This is a genomic window from Borborobacter arsenicus, assembly GCF_003934165.1.
Taxonomy (GTDB): domain Bacteria; phylum Pseudomonadota; class Alphaproteobacteria; order Rhizobiales; family Rhizobiaceae; genus Pseudaminobacter; species Pseudaminobacter arsenicus.
This window is the reverse complement of the sequence record NZ_RKST01000021.1, coordinates 57057-76182: the sequence shown is the minus strand read 5'-3', so window position 1 is coordinate 76182 and position 19126 is coordinate 57057. Positions and strand designations below refer to the sequence as shown.

Here is a 19126-nt window from a genome sequence, read left to right as displayed (position 1 = left end):
AAACGGTCTGAGTACCCTTGGCCTGCTCACCCTCTCCCGGGTCCGGCCGGGGGGTGAGGCCCGCACTGGCCGGCGGGCCTTCTCCAGGAAGCGAGCGGAGAGGGACAGGAGAAGAACAGATGGGTTTCAAGGTTGCGATCGCCGGCGCCACGGGCAATGTGGGCCGGGAAATGCTAAATATCCTCGAGGAACGCGGCTTTCCGGCCGATGAGGTGGTGCCGCTCGCATCGCGGCGCAGCCAGGGCACCGAAGTGTCCTTCGGCGACAAGACGCTGAAGGTGAGGGCGCTCGATACCTATGACTTCTCCGATACCGATATCTGCCTGATGTCGGCCGGCGGCAACATCTCCAAGGAATGGTCGCCCAAGATCGGCAAGCAGGGCTGCGTCGTGATCGACAATTCGTCGGCCTGGCGCTACGACGCCGAGGTGCCGCTGATCGTGCCGGAAGTGAACCCCGACGCCATTGCCGGCTTCTCGAAGAAGAACATCATCGCCAATCCGAACTGCTCGACCGCCCAACTCGTCGTGGCGCTGAAGCCGCTGCATGACAAGGCGAAGATCAAGCGCGTCGTCGTCTCCACCTATCAGTCGGTGTCCGGCGCCGGCAAGGAAGGCATGGACGAGCTCTTCACCCAGACCCGCGCCGTGTTCGTCGCCGATCCGGTCGAAGCCAAGAAGTTCACCAAGCGCATCGCCTTCAACGTCATCCCCCACATCGACGTTTTCATGGAGGACGGCTACACCAAGGAAGAGTGGAAGATGGTGGCCGAGACCAAGAAGATGCTCGATCCCAAGATCAGGCTGACGGCGACCGCCGTGCGCGTGCCGGTGTTCATCGGCCACTCGGAAGCCGTCAATATCGAGTTCGAGACGCCGATCACCGCTGATGAGGCACGCGAAATATTGCGCGACGCTCCCGGCTGCCTGGTCGTCGACAGCAGGGAGGATGGCGGCTACGTCACCCCGATCGATTCGGCCGGCGAGGATGCCACCTATATTTCGCGTATCCGCGAGGATGCCACCGTCGAGAACGGCCTTGCGATGTGGGTCGTCTCCGACAATCTGCGCAAGGGCGCGGCACTCAACACGGTGCAGATTGCCGAGCTTCTGATCGCGCGCGGCCTGATCACGCCGAAGAAGAAGGCCGCCTGACCGACACTCGTTATAACCGCCCGCCCTGCGTGACTGCCGGCGGGCGGTTTTGTATTTGCAGCGACATTTGCTACGCCGACGGTTAGATCGAGATGACTTTTCCTTGAATCACCATCTCGATCTAAGCCTTTATTATTGAAGCATGATCTTGTCCGAAAAGTCTGCAACTTTTCGGGATCATGCCCTAGCCGTATCGAGTGGGAGCGTTCTTTCATGATCGTTCGACCCAAGCCGGGCGTTCTTGCGCTGTTTTTCGTGATGCGCGGATCGGTGGTGCCGCGTATCCTGCCCCATATTCTGGGTTTCGCCGCCTATGCCGCTATCATCGTCGGTGTGGTGCACATCACCCGGCTCGACATGAGCGGCTTCAGCATCGCCCCTTTCGGGCTGCTCGGCGTGGCGCTCTCCATCTATATGGGTTTTCGCAATAATGCCGCCTATGACCGCTGGTGGGAGGCACGCAAGCTGTGGGGCCAGCTTGTCTACGAGATCCGCAACCTGGCGCGCGCCACCAATGGATTGATCGAAGATCCGGCCGAACGCCGTGCGCTGCTGATGGAATCGCTGGCCTTCTGCCATTTCCTGCGCGGGCAGTTGCGCAAGGTCGACGTGGTGGCGGAAGCCGGGAAATTCATCGGCGAGGAAGCGCACGCGGTTGCCCGCGCCCTGAATGGCCCTGACGAGCTGGTACGGCGGATGGGGCGACGGGCGGCAGAGTTGCGCCGGAATGCTGCGATCGACGCGATCGGCTATCGCATCATCGACGAGCGGCTCGCCACGATCGCGGCCGTGCAGGCCGGCTGCGAGCGCATCAAGGGAACGCCGCTGCCTTTCGCCTATACGCTGCTGTTGCAACGCACGGCCTATATATTTTGCCTGCTGTTGCCGATCGGACTGGTGTCTTCCGCTGGCTGGTCAACGCCGCTGTTCACGGCCCTGGTCGCATACACTTTCTTCGGCCTCGATGCACTGTCGGAAGAGCTGGAGGAGCCGTTCGGCATGGAGGCGAATGATCTGGCGCTGGATGCGATTTGCCGCGTCTGCGAGATTTCGATCTTTGAGGCGCTTGGTGAAAAGGCGCCGCCGCCACTCGCGCCCGAACGCTATTTCTATTCCTGACAAATGAAAAAGGCGGGCACCATGCCCGCCTTTCCAATTCCGATGAAGCCGAAGATTACTCGGCGGCCGCACCTTCGGCAGCCGGCTCGGCGGTCGCAGCGGCGATTGCGGCTGCAGCCTCTTCCTGGGCCTTCTTGATTGCGGCGGCGCGTTCCTGGGCCTTCTTGCCGGGCTCGCCCTTGTTCGGGTTGTTGCGGGCTTCGCGCTTGGAGATGCCGGCGGCATCAAGGAAGCGGGCCACGCGGTCGGTCGGCAGCGCGCCGTTGCCGAGCCAATGACGGATACGGTCTTCGACCAGCTTCACGCGGTCGCCATCACGCGGCAGGAGCGGGTTCCAGGCGCCGACGTTCTCGATGAAACGGCCATCGCGCGGGTTGCGCGCATCGGCAATAACGATGTGGTAATAGGGGCGCTTCTTGGAGCCCGCACGGGCCAGTCGAATTTTAAGGGACATTGTCTTTCTCCTAGAGGTCGGTTCGTTTCGGTCTGTTGCGTTCATTCACCGCGTCAGGCGGGCGAATTCTTGTCGAGGCCTGGGGACTGGTTGCCACTGTTCGAAGCGGCTTGGGTATCGCCACTGCTCGCGGCGGCGATGGCCTCATGATGGCGGATGACTTCGCGGATGATGAAATTGAGGAATTTCTCCGCGAAATCGGGGTCGAGATGCGCTTCGTCGGCCAATTGCCGCAGCCGCGCGATCTGGCGCTGCTCGCGGGCGGGGTCCGCCGGCGGCAGGCCATGTGTGGCCTTCAATACGCCCACCGCCTTGGTGCAGCGGAAGCGTTCTGCCAGCATGTGGATCAGCGATGCGTCGATGTTGTCGATCGAGGCGCGCAGTTCGGCAAGCGTCACTTGTGGGTCGCGTGTGTCCATCGTCCCGCTCATTTCTTCTTGCCCAATCCCGGCAGTCCACCGCCGCCAAGGCCTGGCAGCTTCATGCCGCCGGGCAGGCCGGGCAGACCGCCGCCACCACCGCCCAGACCGGGCAGGCCGCCGGGCAAACCTTTGCCAAGGCCGGCGGCTTCCGCCTGTTTCTTCAAGGCTTCCAACTGCTTGGGATCCATCTTCGACAGGTCGGGCATGCCGCCCATCCCTCCCATGCCTCCGGCCAGGCCGCCGAGCCCCATCTTCTGGGCCATGCCGCCCATCAGGCCGCGCATCATGCCGCCACCCTTGCCCTTGCCGCCCATGGCCTTCATCATGTCGGCCATTCCACGATGCATCTTGAGCAGCTTGTTGATTTCCGCCGCGTCGGTGCCGGAACCGGCTGCGATGCGCTTCTTTCGCGAATGTTTCAAAAGATCGGGATTGGCGCGCTCGGCCTTGGTCATCGACGAGATGATGGCAAGCTGACGCCCGAACATCTTGTCGTCCAGGCCGGCTGCGGCCATCTGGTCCTTCATTTTGCCCATGCCGGGCATCATGCCCATGATGCCGCCCATGCCGCCCATCTTCTGCATCTGCTGCAATTGGGAGGCCAGATCGTTCAGGTCGAACTTGCCCGACTGCATCTTCCTGGCCATCGCCGCGGCTTTTTCGGCGTCGATGGTCTCGGCGGCCTTTTCGACCAGCGAGATGATGTCGCCCATGCCGAGGATGCGGTCGGCGATGCGCTTGGGGTGGAATTCCTCCAGCGCATCCATCTTTTCGCCGACGCCGACCAGCTTGACCGGCTTGCCGGTGACGGCGCGCATGGAAAGGGCCGCACCGCCGCGGCCGTCGCCATCCATGCGGGTGAGCACGAGGCCGGTGATACCGACTCGCTCATCGAAATTGCGCGCCAGATTGACCGCGTCCTGGCCGGTCAGGCTGTCGGCGACCAGCAGGATCTCATGCGGGTTCGAAGCCTTCTTGATGTCGGCCATTTCGGCCATCAGCGGCTCGTCGATATGGGTGCGGCCGGCGGTGTCGAGGATGACGACGTCATGGCCGCCGAGCCTGGCAGCCTGCACGGCGCGCTTGGCGATATCGACCGGCGTCTGGCCGGCGATGATCGGCAGGGTCGCCACCTTGGTCTGCTCGCCGAGCTGGCGCAATTGCTCCTGGGCAGCAGGGCGACGGGTGTCGAGCGAGGCCATCAGGACCTTCTTGCCCTGCCGCTCGGTCAGCCGCTTGGCGATCTTGGCCGAGGTGGTGGTCTTGCCGGAACCCTGCAGGCCGACCATCATGATGACGACCGGGGCAGGCGCGTTGAGGTCGATGGTCTGACCTTCGCTGCCCAGCATCTCCACCAGTTCGTCATGGACGATCTTGACGACCATCTGGCCGGGCTTGATCGACTTGAGCACGGCCGCACCGACGGCCTTTTCACGCACACGGTCGGTAAAGGAACGCACGACCTCAAGCGCCACGTCCGCTTCGATCAGCGCGCGACGCACTTCGCGCAGCGCCGCCGAGACGTCGGCCTCCGACAGCGCGCCACGGCCGGTCAGGCCATTCAGGATCGAGCCAAGGCGCTCCTGCAGCGATTCAAACATTCACCATCCTCATTTCCCGGATCATCCAATCCGAGAAGTAGTACGTTCAAGAGCAAGCGCCAAGCGATAGCCAAAGCCAAAAGGCACCCGGGGGCGCATCGCGCTGCCGGGTGTTGGCCTCCGGGATCGATTTATACCTCAACGGGTCCCGGTCGGCGGCTCGGAGTTGTTACTCGTCGCGGAATTTCGGCTCTGTAGACAGGAAAAAACGGCGAGAGTCAAGGAAAAGCGACGATATTCGTGGTTGGCAAGGCCACCGGCGGGCCGGTGGCCTCCGTTTTTACCCTCGGTCAGCGCACGATATAGACGACCTTGCGCGTGCCCGGATCGACCAGCACAGGCTGGCCGTTCACATAGACATAGCGATACTCATAGTCGGGGATTTCCTGCAGCTGCACCGTTTCGGGCAGGCCCGAGCCGACCACCACCTCACCATCCAGATAGACCGGGTCTACCCGATGGCTGGTGACATAGGTGCGGACCTCAGGCGAAGGTTCGGCTGCGGCGCCTGCAGTGCCACCGGCGGCCACACCGGCAACCCCGCCGACCGCAGCGCCGACCGGACCGCCGATGATGGCGCCCGCGACCGCACCGGTGGCACCGCCGACCAGCGCACCTTCGGCCCCGCCATTACCCTTGGGAGCTTCCACCACCGTCACCTCGGAGGTCGCGGGGCGCTGGCTCAGGACGACGGTGGTGCCGCCGAAATCGCCGGTCAGATAGTCGGAATAGACCCAGCCCTCGCCGCCTTGCGTGGCTACCGAGCACCATTTCGAGTTCTGCAGGCAGCCATTCAGTGTTGTGGACTGGCTGGCTCCGATGACACCGACGACCGGGTATTGCGGGCCGGGACCTGCCCGGACATTGAGGTCGGTTGTGGCGGTCACCGAAGTTTGCGCGAAGGCGGCTCCGCTGAAAGCGAGAAGCGCGCCAATGGTGGTACAAACGAGATAATTCCGTCTCATGATCAACTCCATATCCAATACCCCATCGAGCGTGGAACGGGTGGGCTGCTGCTTTAGTTCCTGCTAAAGGAGATCACGAGGGCTGACGGCCTGTTACAAGATGAGGCTCGGCCGACGCCTGAACTGCGCCTGATTTTGCGGTCAAAGGGCTGCTTCCCGGGTGTTCGACCCTTGCCATAATACCTGCTTGATCGTAGGAGTTTCCCGACTTTTGCCGGCAGAGCGGACGGGTTGCTTGGTCACATCTCGCAAACCGGGGGAGGCCTTTGACGGCATTTGCATTTGATTCACCAAAAGTGGAAAGACTTGTGGTGGATCGTGCAGCCCGCAGATGTGATTCATGTCACCAGGAGAACCATATGGCGTTTCTTGCCAAGAAGACGTTTTTTGCCGCAACCGTCCTGGCCCTGCTCGGGCTGACCACCCCCAGCGTCCTGGCTGCGCAATGCGGCAATGATGGCAGCGGCTTTGGCGCCTGGATGGAAGCCTACAAGGCCGATGCTGCCGCGCGCGGTATCGACACAAGCCCGCTTGCAGGGGCGAAATACGATCGCGGCGTCATCAAGATCGACCGCAACCAGCATGCGGCATTCAAGGGAACGGTGGAACAGTTCCTCGCCCGTCGCGCCCCTGCCTCTTACGTGAAGAAGGCAAAGGGCTTGTTGAAGTCGAATGCCGGCCTGTTCGGCAAGATTGAGCAGCGCTATGGCGTCCAGCCGGAAGTCCTGCTCGCCATCTGGGGCATGGAAACCGGTTTCGGCGCCAATTCGGGCAACAAAAGCGTGTTCCAGCCGCTGGCGACGCTGGCCTATGATTGCCGCCGCTCGGAATTCTTCACCAATGAGCTCGATTCCGCGCTTGAGATTGCCCAGAAGGGCTATATCTCGGCTGCCCAGATGAAGGGGGCCGGTTTCGGCGAACTCGGCCAGACGCAGTTCCTGCCGTCCAAATATCTGCAATATGCCGTCGATTTCGATGGCGACGGCAGGCGCGACCTGATCCATTCGCGCGCCGACGTGCTGGCTTCGACGGCAAACTTTCTGAAAGGGCATGGTTGGAGCGCGGGCGGTGGCTACGGGCCGGGCGAGGTGAACTACGCCATATGGAACGATTGGAACCGCGCCACGATCTACCAGAAGGCATTGGCCGAATTCGCGCGCCGGATCGCTAACTGACGCTTCGACCATAGCTCAATAAAAAAACCCGGCGAAATGCCGGGTTTTTTATTAGGCCGATAAGTGGCGTCTTGTGCCGTCTACCGCTTGCGGTCGCGCGCTGCCAGCGTGCGCAGACGGAGCGCATTGAGGCGGATGAAGCCGGCGGCGTCCTTCTGGTCATAGGCGCCGTGGTCGTCTTCGAATGTAACCAGTGCGTCGGAATAGAGCGACTTGTCGGAGCGGCGGCCCGAAACGATGACGTTGCCCTTGTAGAGCTTAAGCCGGACCTCGCCTTCGACGTTTTCCTGGCTCTTGTCGATCAGCGCCTGCAGCATCTCGCGCTCGGGCGAATACCAGAAGCCATTATAGATCAGTTCGGCATAGCGCGGCATCAGCTCGTCCTTGAGGTGCGCGGCACCCCGGTCGAGCGTGATCGACTCGATGGCGCGATGCGCCGCAAGCAGGATCGTGCCGCCGGGCGTCTCATAGACGCCGCGCGACTTCATGCCGACGAAGCGGTTTTCGACCAGGTCAATGCGGCCGATGCCATTGTCGCGGCCGAGATCGTTGAGGGCCGCAAGCATCGAGGCCGGCGACAGCGCCTTGCCGTTCAGTGCCACCGGATCGCCCTTCCTGAATTCCAGGGTGATCTCGGTGACGGCGTCGGGGGCATCCATCGGCGAGACGGTGCGCTGATGAACGAATTCCGGCGGCTCCTTCCACGGATCCTCAAGCACCTTGCCCTCGGAAGACGAGTGCAGCAAATTGGCGTCGACCGAAAAAGGCGCCTCGCCCTGCTTGTCCTTCGGCACCGGAATCTGGTGCGCTTCGGCAAAATTGAGCAGGTCGGTGCGCGACTTGAACGCCCAGTCGCGCCACGGCGCGATGACCTTGATGTCGGGGTTGAGTGCATAGGCCGACAGTTCGAACCGCACCTGGTCGTTGCCCTTGCCGGTTGCGCCATGGGCGATGGCGTCGGCACCGGTTTCGCGGGCGATGTCGACCAGATGCTTGGAGATCAGCGGCCGTGCGATCGAGGTCCCGAGCAGATAGGTGCCCTCATAGACGGCATTGGCGCGGAACATCGGAAAGACGAAATCGCGGACGAATTCCTCTCGGACATCCATGACGCGGATATCCTTGATCCCCATCATCTCGGCTTTTTTGCGTGCCGGCTCAAGCTCTCCGCCCTGGCCGAGATCGGCGGTGAAGGTCACCACCTCGGCGCCGAGTTCGGTCTGCAGCCATTTCAGGATGATGGAGGTGTCGAGCCCGCCGGAATAGGCAAGGACGACCTTCTTGACGTCTTTCAACTTGGACATTTCTACCTTGGGCTCCGCGAGGCGGCTTGGCATGATCCCGGCTAGCCATCGGCTTTGATCAGGATATGCGCCAAACGACAGTTTCGGGCATCGCGGCGAGGACCGGCCTGTCTCAGCTTCCCCTCTGCCGCCGGGCCGGACTTTTAGCAGGAATGCGGTTCAGGGCAAGGCGCACCAGTCCGCAGGATGGCCAAAATACGAGAAAATTGCGCCAGCGACAATGTGCTGGTTGAGAAATGTATCGATTTCGTGCAATGGCTGCCCCTCATTTTTTTATCTGACCCCGAAGAACAGGAAATATGATGGCAGAGGACAGTCTTCTCGATCACGCATTGGTCCGCCTCGACGAGGCCGCAACCCATCTTACCGTCGACCCCGACGTGATCGAGAAACTCAAATATCCTCGCGAAACGACCAAAGCGCGTCTGATGATCCGCATGGACGACGGCTCGCGAAAGAGTTTCCTTGCCTGGCGCTGCCGCTATGACGACACACGTGGGCCGACCAAGGGCGGCATCCGCTATCATCCGGAGGCTTCGGAAGCGGAAGTCGAGATGCTCGCCTTCTGGATGACCTTCAAATGCGCGGTCATGAACCTTCCCTATGGCGGCGGCAAAGGCGCGGTGCAGGTCGATCCGCGCACCCTGTCTAAGGCGGAGCTGGAGCGCCTGTCGCGCTCTTATATCCAGGCTTTCGCCCGCATCCTGGGCCCTGAGCGCGATATTCCCGCGCCTGACGTCTACACCAATTCGATGATCATGGGCTGGATGGCCGATGAATATTCGCAGATCATCGGCCAGTCGTCGCCGGCTGTCATCACCGGCAAGCCGATCGCCCTGGGCGGCTCGCTCGGTCGCGGCGATGCCACGGCGCGTGGCGGTTACTACCTCGTGCGCCATCTCGCTTCCGAGCTTGGGCTCACCGGCGTGAACCGGGTCGCGATTCAGGGTTTCGGCAATGCCGGGCAGCATATCGCACGCCTGCTCGCCGCCGACGGCCACAAGATCGTTGCCGTCTCGGATTCGAGCGGGGCCGTTTATTCGTCGCATGGCCTCAATCTCGACGTGCTGCTTGCCGCGAAGGACCACAACCTCTCGGTCAGCTCGACCGCGGGCCAGGCAGGGCACCAGAACCTGCCGGGCAACGAACTGGTGACGGTCGACTGCGACATATTGGTTCCGGCCGCACTGGAGAACATGATCACCGCGCGCAACGCCGACAAGGTGACGGCCAAGCTCATCCTGGAACTCGCCAACGGGCCGGTTACGGCGGAGGCGGACGCTATCCTTGCAGCCAAGGGTGCCGTCGTCCTGCCGGACATATTGGCGAATGCCGGCGGCGTGACCGTCTCCTATTTCGAATGGGTCCAGAACAAGCAGGGCTATTACTGGACCCTGGAAGAGATTCACGATCGGCTGCGTGCGATCATGGAGCGGGAAGGCCGCGCCATCTGGGAGATATCGAAGGAAAAGAAGATCACGGCGCGGACTGCTGCCTATGTGCATGCGCTGAGCCGGCTTGCCGAAGCCATCGAGGCGCATGGCACGCAGAACTTCTTTCTCAGCTGAGAATCGGTCGCCCGGAGTTCCGGGCAGGCAATAGATTGAGGGGCGGCTCCGAACTCAGCGGAGCCGCCCCTTTTTTCGTCTGGGACATTCAGCCCGTAAACAGGGAGAAGGAGAATGGCCGCAACGCTGACGTCCCCCCTCTCCCCGCTTGCGGGGAGAGGGTAAGGGTGAGGGTGAGGGGGCAGAGACAAAGCGTGAGGGGCCGTTTCTGTCAGAAACCGAAGCGCTCCAAAAAGCGGATTTCACTTTTTGAGCCGATGCGTTAGCTTGCGCCGTCCTCGAGCATCGGACCGAAAGTGGATCCGGTTTTCGGATCACTCCGATGCTCAACCACGACCCAAGAGCCCGGCGTCAATGAATTTCATTCCTGATCTGGCGATCATCCTGCAATTTGCGATCGCGACCTTCATCATCTCGATAACGCCGGGTCCCGACATGACACTGTTCGTCGGGCGTGCCCTGTCAGAGGGCAAGGCGGCGGGATTTGCCTGTATGTTCGGCGCGTTTACGGGAATTCTTATCCACACCACGCTGGTTGCGCTGGGGCTTTCGGCACTGATCGTCGCCTCGCCGCAAGCCTTCCTGGTGCTCAAGATCGTCGGTGCGCTTTATCTCGTCTGGCTGGCGGTGCAGGCGGTCCGCCACGGATCGGCCTTCTCGCCGGAAAAGCGTGGCGGCGCCTCACATAGTCTGTTCCAGAACTGGATGACGGGGCTTGGCATCAACCTGCTCAACCCCAAGATCATCCTGTTCTTCATGACGTTCCTGCCGCAATTCGTGTCGGCGCATGATCCCCATGCGCCCGGCAAGCTGTTCTTCCTCGGATTGCTGTTCATCCCACTGGCGCTGCCGATCGTGGCGCCGATGGTGATTGCCGCCGACAAATTCTCCCGGCTGCTGCGGAAGAATCCGACCGTCACGCGCATCGTCGACTATCTGTTTGCCGGCGTGTTTTCCGTCTTCGCGCTCAAGATCCTGACGGCACAGGCCAAGTGAATTTCAGCAGGCTCAGGCTTCGCCGTGGCCTGCAATCATCATGGCCTCGAGCGCCAGCCGCTCGCTCTTCTTCATGCGCTCGGATTCGGATTTGAGCTGACCACAGGCGGCGAGGATATCGCGGCCGCGTGGCGTGCGGATCGGCGAGGCGTAGCCGGCGGCATTGATATAGTCGGCGAATTTCTCGATCTGCTCCCAGTCCGAGCACTGGTAGTTGGTGCCCGGCCAAGGATTGAACGGGATCAGGTTGATCTTGGCCGGAATGCCCTTGAGCAGCTTGACCAGCGCCTTGGCGTCGTCGATGGAATCATTGACGTCCTTCAGCATCACATATTCGAAGGTGATGCGTTTGGCGTTCGACAGGCCCGGATAGGCGCGGCAGGCGGCGATCAGTTCATTCAGCGGGTATTTCTTGTTGATCGGCACGAGCAGGTCGCGCAGATCGTCATTGGTTGCATGCAGCGAAATCGCCAGCATGACGCCGATCTCCTCACCGGTGCGGACGATCTCCGGCACGACGCCGGACGTTGAAAGCGTGATGCGCCGCTTCGACAGCGACAGGCCGTCGCCATCGGAAGCGATCAGCAGCGCCTTCTTGACCTCCTCGAAATTATAGAGCGGCTCGCCCATTCCCATCATGACGATGTTGGAGACCTTGCGTCCCTCGGCCGGAACGATAGCGCCATCCGGCGTGTCGCGGTCGGGAAAGTCGCCGAGCTGGTCGCGCGCCGACATCAGCTGGGCCAGGATTTCCTCGGCGGTCAGGTTGCGCACCAGCTTCTGCGTGCCGGTGTGGCAGAAGGAACAGGTCAGCGTGCAGCCGACCTGGCTGGAGATGCACAGCGTCCCGCGGCCCTCCTCGGGAATATAGACCGTCTCGATCTCGACCGGCCTGCCGGCACCACGCGGCGGAAAGCGGAACAGCCATTTGCGGGTGCCGTCATTGGAAATCTGCTCTTCGACGATTTCCGGTCGGGCAATGGTGAAATGCCGGTCCAGATTGGCGCGCAGTTCCTTGGAGATGTTGAACATATGCGCAAAATCGCTGACGCCGCGCACATAAAGCCAGTGCCACAATTGCTGCGTGCGCATCCTTGCCTGGCGTTCCGGCACGATGCCGGCGCTCACCAGCGCCTCGGCCATCTCGGCTCGCGTGAGGCCGATCAGCGATTGCTTCACGGGTGTAGAAGCACGGGCGCGCAGCGCCTCGCGGGTCTTGTCATCGGTGATGTCGAAAGAAAGCGTCATGGTCCGTGAGGTCCGGCCGGGGTTTTCTGCTGGATAGGATTGCGAGGCGACATATCACAGGCGGGAAGCCGCGTCACCTTGGCGTCATTCCGGCAAGGTGTCATTGGTACGTCATTGGGGGCTAAAAGATCGAATCAGGCCCGGAAAAGCAAAAGCCGGACCCGCCGGCCCGGCTGTTAAGGCTTGTAGTTGAAGCATGATCCCGCACGGGATCATGCTTCGTTCGGACGCTCATTTGCAGTTGGCGATCGAGGTCAGCGCCGCCGAAATGCCCTTCAGCGAGAAGGTGTAGTTGGTCGGGTTGCCGCGCCCGGACTTGGCCGCCACCTTCATGTCGGCGCCGGCCTTCATGGCTGCGATCAGGACCGGCTCCTCGGCGGCGTTTTCCACCCAGGCGGACTTGCCGCGGGTGAACATGGAAAACGACTTGTCGCCCACGGTGACCGACACTTTGGAATTGGCCTGGAAGTCGTAGGAGGCGATGAATTGCGGCTCATAGGACACGGCTTGGCCGGGCCGCTGGCTGACGAAGAAGAAGATGTCGCCGTGGTCGAGATTTGCCGGCTGCTTGTCGGTCGGAACCGTCAGCACATAGCAGACCTTACCATTGTTGGCCTGGTAGCTGTAGGTGCCCCACGCGTTGTGCTGGCCGATCTTGGTGGCTGACTGGGCAAGCGCCGGAGCGGCGCCCGCAACCAGGATCAGGCTCGAAAAGAAGACGATCAATCCGCGCATGGTTTTCTGGTTCCCTGTAATTCGCATGATGTACGAAAGCAGGTCTGATCCGCCCTGCCCGCTCGGTTCATTTTGATTTAATCTGGGTTACCAAAGGGTGAATGCGCTTTGAGAAAGAAGCATTTACGCCAAGGTCCCCGCCACCGTCTGCGCTTCGATCCCGGTGAGGATTTCCGTGCATAGTCCCTTGCGGACGTTTCAGACCACGAAAAAGGCGAGAATTTGTCAGGCCCGGTTGCTAGGCTCAGTCGAGGTCCTGAAGCGCCTGCCTGGCCGCGAGACGATGGGCCGGGGTGACATGGGCACGGATTGCGGCAATCGCCGCGGTCAGCACGGCGATATCGTCGGTGAAGCCCAGGCCGAAGATTATGTCCGGGATGGCGTCGGTCGGCAGGACGAAATAGGCGAGTGCGCCGAAAAGGATGCCCTTGGCGCGCAACGGTGTCTGCCGGTCGAGCGCGCAATAATAGGCGGCGACAACATCCTCCATGAAGGGGATGTGGCGCGCGGCGCACTTGGCGGTGCGCCAGAAGCCCTCGCGGACGCTTGCCTCGTCCTGCTCGAAACCATGGTCGGATTTGCTCGTCCGGGCCATCATTGTCTCCTTTTACCTGGAGGCAATGTGGGCATAAGGAGGGCCGGCTGCAAGATCGGAGCCGTGACGCCCTGTCTGCCCCCCGGTAATGGATCGGTCCTACCGCGCCATCCACATCGCTTCGATATCGTGCGTGGATGTGCCGGTGCGCAGATCCGCGCCCGAGAGCGGCCAGGCCTCCTCGATGACATAAGGGCCGCCGCCGACCGAATCGCGTGAAGACATCAGCACGAACCGGCCGACCTTGAAGGGGGCAGTCGAAAAATTGCCGCGCGCGGAGAGATAGCGGGCAACTCCCTCCGGCGCTGTATTGCGCAGCCGCGCCAATGTGACATGCGGCATGAATTTGCGCGGATCGGCCGGCAGGCCCAGCCGCTGGCAGATGCGCTCGATTTCGGCCTGCAGGGCGGCGAGTTCCGGCGAGGGTGCGAAGCCCGCCCATACCGCATGCGGCTTCCTGGAGCCGAAGGCGCCGACGCCCGAAAGCTGGAGCTGGAACGCGTGCCGGCGCACACGGTCAAGCCCATTGGCGATCTCGTCGGCGACATGGCCTTCGACGTCGCCGATGAAGCGCAGGGTCAAATGGTAGTTTTCGACGTCGATCCACCGGGCACCCGGCAGACCACCACGAAGGAGAGAAAGGGAAAGCGCTGCATCGCGCGGAATTTCGAGGGCGGTGAAAAGTCGCGGCATCGCTGCCTCCCCGAATCGAAATCTTGTCCTAGCGAATCACCGATCCTTGCATGGAGCAAGTTGTTTGTTGCTTATGAACAGGCAATGACAGGACATCATGAATTGTCTGCCCCGGCGATAATGATTTTCTCGACTGCCGGCACTATCCGTTCGACCATGCGGTCGATCCCGGCGGCATTGGGGTGCATGCCGTCTTCAAGCAGCAGCGTCTTGTCGGCCGCCACCCCGTCGAGGAAGAACGGATAGAGCGCGACATCGTATTTTTCTGCCAGACGCGGATAGATGGCGTCGAAAGCGGCGGCATAGTCCGGGCCGAGATTGGGTGCGGCGCGCATGCCCATCAGCAGCACCGCAATGTTGTTGCGTTGCTTGAGTTGCGACAGCATGGCATCGAGGTTCTTTTCGGTGATCTCGGGCGAAATGCCGCGCAGCATGTCGTTGGCGCCCAGTTCCAGCAGCACGAGTTGCGTGCCGTCGGGGATCGACCATTCCAGCCGCGAAAGGCCGCCGCTGGTTGTGTCGCCCGACACGCCGGCATTGGCGATCACGACATCGTGACCTTTGGCCCGTAGCGCCGCCTCGAGCTTTTCGGGAAAGCTCTGCCCGGCATCGAGACCGTGGCCGGCCATCAGGCTGTCGCCGAAGCCGACGATTTTTAGAGGCTCGGCCCGTAGTGGAGCGGAGCCGGAAAAAAGGGCCAGGCCCGCGGCAAAAAGAAAAAAGGCCAGATATTTGAATGCCATGGTTCAAAGCCCATATGACGACGACGATCCTGCTTGTGCTCCATATAGGATAGAAACGCCGTGACAGAACCCGTCATCGACCTTTCCGACATATCGTTGACGCTGGGCACCGGCGCGTCTTCCGTGCATGTGCTCAACGGTGTCAGCCTGAAGGTGGCGACCGGCGAGGCCATCGGCATCGTCGGGCCTTCGGGGTCCGGCAAGTCGACCCTGCTGATGGTTCTGGCCGGGCTTGAAGGCGTCGATGCCGGAACCGTGCGCATTGCCGGCGAGGTGCTCAACGGCAAAAGCGAAGACCGGATCGCCGCATTCCGTGGCCGCAATATCGGCATCGTCTTCCAGTCCTTCCACCTCATCCCCAACATGACGGCGCTGGAAAATGTCGCGGTGCCGCTGGAGCTTGCCGGAAAGCGCGATGCATTCGAGATCGCCACGCGCGAGCTTGAAGCGGTCGGCCTTGCCGATCGCGTGACACATTATCCCGGCGAATTGTCGGGCGGCGAGCAGCAGCGCGTGGCGATTGCCCGCGCGCTGGCGCCGCAGCCGCGCATCCTCGTCGCCGACGAGCCGACCGGCAATCTCGACCAGGCGACCGGCCGCCAGATCGCCGACCTGCTCTTTGCCAAGGCGGCCGAGCGCGGCATGACCCTGGTGCTGGTCACGCATGATCCTATTCTAGCTGCCCGCTGTACGAGGCAGGTGACGATGCGCTCGGGGCGGATCGACGCCACACCATCCCTTTCGGTCGCGGCGAGCTGATCCCCGATGCCATTGTCCCGCACGCTATCGCTAGCTTTACGGTTTTCGCTGCGCGAGATGCGTGGCGGTCTTTCCGGTTTCCTGATCTTCCTCACCTGCATCGCGCTTGGCGTGGCGGCAATCGGCGGCGTCAATTCGGTCGCACGCTCGATCACCGCGGGCGTTGCCAATGAAGGCCAGATGCTGCTCGGCGGCGATCTGCGCTTCCAGCTCAACCAGCGCGAGGCGAGCGCCGAGGAAAAGGCATTTCTGCAAGGACTCGGCTCTGTGTCGGAAAGCGCCAATATGCGCTCCATGGCGCGGCTGCCGGACGGTTCCGATCAGGCGCTTGCCGAAGTCAAGGCGGTGGATGGCGCCTATCCTTTGTTCGGTGAGCTTGTCACCGAACCGGCGCTGTCCCGCCCCGCACTTTTCGATGAACAGGACGGCGCGTTCGGCGCGGTGGCATCCAGCCAGTTGTTCGAACGGTTGGGGATCAAGCCGGGGAGCCTGATAAAGCTCGGCAGCGCCACGTTCCAGTTGCGCGCGACGATCCTGACCGAACCAGATGCCGTGTCGGAAGGCTTTGGCTTCGCGCCACGTCTTCTGGTGTCGTTGGAGGGGCTGAGGGCTTCGGGTCTGATCCAGCCGGGAAGCCTGGTCGAGCACGCCTACAAGATGCGCCTGCCCGACGGTACGAGCGAAACGCGGCTTGCCGGCATCCGCGCTGAGGCGGGCGAAAAATTCCCGCAGGCCGGCTGGAGCATCCGCACGCGCACCAATGCAGCCCCGGCGCTTTCCTCTAATATCGAGCGCTTCTCGCAATTCCTGACGCTGGTCGGGCTGACGGCGCTGGTGGTCGGCGGCGTGGGCGTCGCCAATGCGGTGCGCGCCTATCTCGACGGCAAGCGCGGCGTCATCGCCACCTTCAAGAGCCTTGGCGCCTCGGGCGGTTTTGTCTTCACCGTCTATCTGGTGCAGATCCTGATGATTGCCGGCATCGGCATCGTGATTGGCCTGTTGCTCGGAGCGCTGATGCCGTTTGCGGCGGGGGCCGCACTCTCCTCGGTCATCCCGGTTCCGGCCGAGGGCGGCCTCTATCCCGGTGCGCTGGCGATGGCGGCGCTGTTCGGCGTGCTGGTGACGCTCGCCTTCGCCCTGCTGCCGCTCGGCCGGGCGCGCGAGGTGCAGGCCACCGCGCTGTTTCGCGAGATGGGTTTTGGCGCTGGCGGCCTGCCGCGCCTTGCCTATGTCGCTGCGGCTGCCGGCATTGCGATCCTTCTGGCGCTGCTGGCCATCTGGTTTTCCGGCGACCGCCGCATCGCGGCGATTTTCGTCGCGGCTACGATCTTTGCCTTTGCGGTGCTGCGGGGTGTCGGCCTCCTGGTGCAATGGCTGGCGCGCAAAAGCCCACGGGTGCGCTCTACCGCGCTGCGGCTGGCAGTCGGCAACATCCATCGGCCCGGCGCGCTCACCCCTTCGGTCGTGCTGTCGCTCGGCCTGGGGCTCACGCTGCTGGTGACACTGGCGCTGATCGACGGCAATCTGCGCCGGCAGATTACCGGCGGCCTGCCGGAACAGGCGCCCAATTTCTTCTTTGTCGACATACAAAGCGCCGATGTCGATGCCTTCGCCGATCTTGTCCAGGCGCAGGCGCCAGACGGCAAGCTTGTGCGAGTGCCGATGCTGCGCGGGCGGGTGATGGCGCTGAACGGCGTGGAAGTACAGAAGATCAAGGTGCCTGCCGAGGGAGGCTGGGTGCTGCGCGGCGACCGCGGCCTGACCTATGCCAGGAACGTTCCTGAAAACTCGACGCTGAGCGAAGGCAAATGGTGGCCGCCGGACTATGACGGGGAACCGCTGGTGTCGTTTTCCGCACAGGAGGGGCGCGAACTCGGCCTGAAGCTCGGCGATACCGTGACGGTCAATGTGCTTGGTCGCAATGTGACGGCCACCATCGCCAGTTTCCGCGAGGTGCAGTGGGAATCGATGGGCATCAATTTCGTCATGGTGTTTTCGCCCAACACCTTCGCCGGCGCACCGCATAGCTGGCTGGCGACATTGATGACGTCTGATGCCACGCCGGCCGAGGAAGCACGGGTCCTCAACGCGGTGACACGCGCTTTTCCGGCCGTCACCACGGTGCGCGTCAAGGATGCGCTGGATGTCGTCAACCGCATCGTCGGGCAGATCGGCACCGCCATCCGCGCCGCCGCCAGCGTGGCGCTGATCGCCTCCGTGCTGGTGCTTTCGGGGGCGCTTGCGGCCGGCAACCGGGCGCGCGTGCATGATGCCGTGGTGCTGAAGACGCTCGGGGCAACGCGCAACACGCTGATAAAGGCCTTTTCGCTGGAATATATGCTGATCGGGTTCGCAACGGCGGTCTTCGCGCTCGCTGCGGGGGGCATCGCCGCGTGGTTTGTCGTCACACGAATAATGAAGCTGCCCTGGCATTTCCTGCCTGAGGTCGCGGTGGCGACGCTGCTGGTCGCGCTGGTGGTGACGGTCGGGATCGGGCTTCTGGGAACCTGGCGGGTGCTCGGCCAGAAGGCCGCGCCGGTGCTGCGCACGCTCTAAAAGCAACTCCAGCAAAAGTGCTTAGCGGTTTTGCGTCCGGAGTTGCGTAGAGATAACCTGCCTGCCGGGTTAATAAATTTTAACGTAATCACAAGGCATTTCGCGACGTAACGGGTCTTGTTCTCGCCTGAAAGAATCATCATATTCTGCCGCAGGCATGCTGGAGTCCCGCCAGCGGCGCCTGGGTTCATGGTAAAAAGGCCCGACACCGGACGGGGCAGAAGCAAAGAGGAATACAATGGCTGACCTCCGCAACTACCAGACACGTGTCGCGCCCGCGGGCACCCGCGCCGACGCTGTCATCGACGAGGGCCTGCGCGCCTATATGCTCAAGGTCTACAACCTTATGGCGCTTGGCCTCGCAATCACCGGCGTGGCCGCTCTTGCCACGATGATGATGGCCACCACCAACGATCCCGCCAGCGCGGTCGCAACCCTTGCCAATGGCAAGATGCTGACCAATGTCGGCGTTGCGCTCTACGGTTCGCCGCTCAAGTGGCTGGTGATGCTCGCCCCGCTCGGCATGGTCTTCTTCCTGAGCGCGCGCGTCCATACCATGAGTGTTTCCGGCGCACAGACCGCGTTCTGGGTCTTCGCCGGCCTGATGGGCCTGTCGCTGTCGTCGATCTTCCTGGTATTCACCGCCCAGAGCATCACGCAGACCTTCTTCGTCACCGCTGCCGCCTTCGGCGCACTGTCGCTGTGGGGCTACACGACCAAGCGTGACCTGACCGGCATGGGCACCTTCCTGGTGATGGGCGTGTTCGGCCTGATCATCGCCATGGTCGTCAACATCTTCCTGCAGTCCTCGGCGCTGCAGTTCGCCATCTCGTCGATCGGCGTCCTGGTGTTTGCCGGCCTGACCGCCTATGACACGCAGAAGATCAAGGAAATGTATTTCGAGGGCGACGACGTTCTGGTCGCCGGCCGCAAGGCCATCATGGGTGCGCTGACGCTCTATCTCGACTTCATCAACCTGTTCACCTTCCTGCTGCAGTTCCTCGGCAACCGCGAATAGCGGTCGGGATCGAACAGAAAA

At 62.3% G+C, this 19126-nt stretch carries 18 protein-coding genes; 8 read left to right on the top strand and 10 right to left on the bottom strand.

Features of this window, described 5'->3' with window-relative positions; all coding sequences use genetic code 11:
- Window positions 1-119 precede the first annotated feature (119 nt).
- Both EET67_RS20800 and EET67_RS20795 read left to right on the top strand, forming a co-directional pair.
- Window positions 120-1154 (top strand): aspartate-semialdehyde dehydrogenase, encoded by a 1035-nt coding sequence (locus EET67_RS20800; protein WP_128628135.1) that lies wholly within the window; start codon window positions 120-122, stop codon window positions 1152-1154.
- A 213-nt stretch (window positions 1155-1367) separates the two neighbouring features.
- Window positions 1368-2273, top strand: coding sequence for a bestrophin family protein (locus EET67_RS20795; RefSeq protein WP_128628134.1), 906 nt, complete (start codon window positions 1368-1370; stop codon window positions 2271-2273).
- A gap of 55 nt (window positions 2274-2328) precedes the next feature.
- Here EET67_RS20795 and rpsP read toward each other — a convergent pair whose 3' ends face one another.
- The 4 genes from rpsP to EET67_RS20775 form a co-directional block, all read right to left on the bottom strand.
- Window positions 2329-2727 (bottom strand): 30S ribosomal protein S16, encoded by a 399-nt coding sequence (rpsP, locus tag EET67_RS20790; protein WP_128628133.1) that lies wholly within the window; start codon window positions 2725-2727, stop codon window positions 2329-2331.
- A gap of 53 nt (window positions 2728-2780) precedes the next feature.
- Window positions 2781-3158, bottom strand: coding sequence for a chorismate mutase (locus tag EET67_RS20785; RefSeq protein ID WP_128628132.1), 378 nt, complete (start codon window positions 3156-3158; stop codon window positions 2781-2783).
- On the bottom strand, window positions 3155-4750 hold the full coding sequence (gene ffh / locus EET67_RS20780; protein ID WP_128628131.1) for a signal recognition particle protein: 1596 nt from the start codon (window positions 4748-4750) through the stop codon (window positions 3155-3157). The genes EET67_RS20785 and ffh overlap by 4 nt, the downstream gene beginning before the upstream one ends.
- A gap of 290 nt (window positions 4751-5040) precedes the next feature.
- Window positions 5041-5715 carry a DUF1236 domain-containing protein gene (locus tag EET67_RS20775; protein WP_245451096.1) on the bottom strand — a complete coding sequence of 225 codons (675 nt, stop codon included), beginning with the start codon at window positions 5713-5715 and terminating at the stop codon, window positions 5041-5043.
- 359 nt (window positions 5716-6074) lie between these two features.
- Between EET67_RS20775 and EET67_RS20770 the strand changes: the two genes are divergently transcribed.
- Window positions 6075-6890, top strand: coding sequence for a lytic murein transglycosylase (locus tag EET67_RS20770; RefSeq protein ID WP_128628129.1), 816 nt, complete (start codon window positions 6075-6077; stop codon window positions 6888-6890).
- 80 nt (window positions 6891-6970) lie between these two features.
- Here the strand turns inward: EET67_RS20770 and EET67_RS20765 are convergent, their stop codons facing one another.
- Complete coding sequence (locus tag EET67_RS20765; protein ID WP_128628128.1) at window positions 6971-8194, bottom strand: argininosuccinate synthase; 1224 nt, start codon at window positions 8192-8194, stop codon at window positions 6971-6973.
- Between the two features lie 302 nt (window positions 8195-8496).
- On the opposite strand from EET67_RS20765, the gene EET67_RS20760 reads away from it, so the two are divergent.
- Together EET67_RS20760 and EET67_RS20755 are read left to right on the top strand one after the other, a co-directional pair.
- Window positions 8497-9762, top strand: coding sequence for a Glu/Leu/Phe/Val family dehydrogenase (locus tag EET67_RS20760; protein ID WP_128628127.1), 1266 nt, complete (start codon window positions 8497-8499; stop codon window positions 9760-9762).
- A 354-nt stretch (window positions 9763-10116) separates the two neighbouring features.
- Complete coding sequence (locus tag EET67_RS20755; protein ID WP_128628126.1) at window positions 10117-10758, top strand: LysE family translocator; 642 nt, start codon at window positions 10117-10119, stop codon at window positions 10756-10758.
- 12 nt (window positions 10759-10770) lie between these two features.
- Here EET67_RS20755 and rlmN read toward each other — a convergent pair whose 3' ends face one another.
- From rlmN to EET67_RS20730, 5 genes are all read right to left on the bottom strand, one after another.
- Window positions 10771-12006: a dual-specificity RNA methyltransferase RlmN gene (rlmN, locus tag EET67_RS20750; protein WP_128628125.1), complete on the bottom strand. Its 1236-nt coding sequence runs from the start codon at window positions 12004-12006 to the stop codon at window positions 10771-10773.
- A 231-nt stretch (window positions 12007-12237) separates the two neighbouring features.
- Complete coding sequence (locus tag EET67_RS20745) at window positions 12238-12741, bottom strand: invasion associated locus B family protein (protein WP_128628124.1); 504 nt, start codon at window positions 12739-12741, stop codon at window positions 12238-12240.
- Window positions 12742-12985: 244 nt separating this feature from the next.
- The gene (locus tag EET67_RS20740; protein ID WP_245451095.1) at window positions 12986-13336 is read right to left on the bottom strand and encodes a YkvA family protein; all 351 of its coding nucleotides are present in this window, start codon (window positions 13334-13336) and stop codon (window positions 12986-12988) included.
- Window positions 13337-13435: 99 nt separating this feature from the next.
- Window positions 13436-14029, bottom strand: a complete 594-nt coding sequence (gene thpR / locus EET67_RS20735; protein WP_128628122.1) for an RNA 2',3'-cyclic phosphodiesterase — start codon at window positions 14027-14029, stop codon at window positions 13436-13438.
- Window positions 14030-14124: 95 nt separating this feature from the next.
- Window positions 14125-14772, bottom strand: a complete 648-nt coding sequence (locus EET67_RS20730; RefSeq protein WP_128628121.1) for an arylesterase — start codon at window positions 14770-14772, stop codon at window positions 14125-14127.
- Window positions 14773-14832: 60 nt separating this feature from the next.
- Here EET67_RS20730 and EET67_RS20725 point away from each other — a divergent pair, with 60 nt between their 5' ends.
- The 3 genes from EET67_RS20725 (at window position 14833) to EET67_RS20715 (ending at window position 19105) form a co-directional block, all read left to right on the top strand.
- Window positions 14833-15531 carry an ABC transporter ATP-binding protein gene (locus tag EET67_RS20725; protein ID WP_128628120.1) on the top strand — a complete coding sequence of 233 codons (699 nt, stop codon included), beginning with the start codon at window positions 14833-14835 and terminating at the stop codon, window positions 15529-15531.
- Window positions 15532-15537: 6 nt separating this feature from the next.
- Window positions 15538-18087, top strand: coding sequence for an ABC transporter permease (locus EET67_RS20720; protein ID WP_128628119.1), 2550 nt, complete (start codon window positions 15538-15540; stop codon window positions 18085-18087).
- Window positions 18088-18325: 238 nt separating this feature from the next.
- On the top strand, window positions 18326-19105 hold the full coding sequence (locus EET67_RS20715; protein WP_128628118.1) for a Bax inhibitor-1/YccA family protein: 780 nt from the start codon (window positions 18326-18328) through the stop codon (window positions 19103-19105).
- The last annotated feature ends 21 nt before the right edge of the window (window positions 19106-19126 follow it).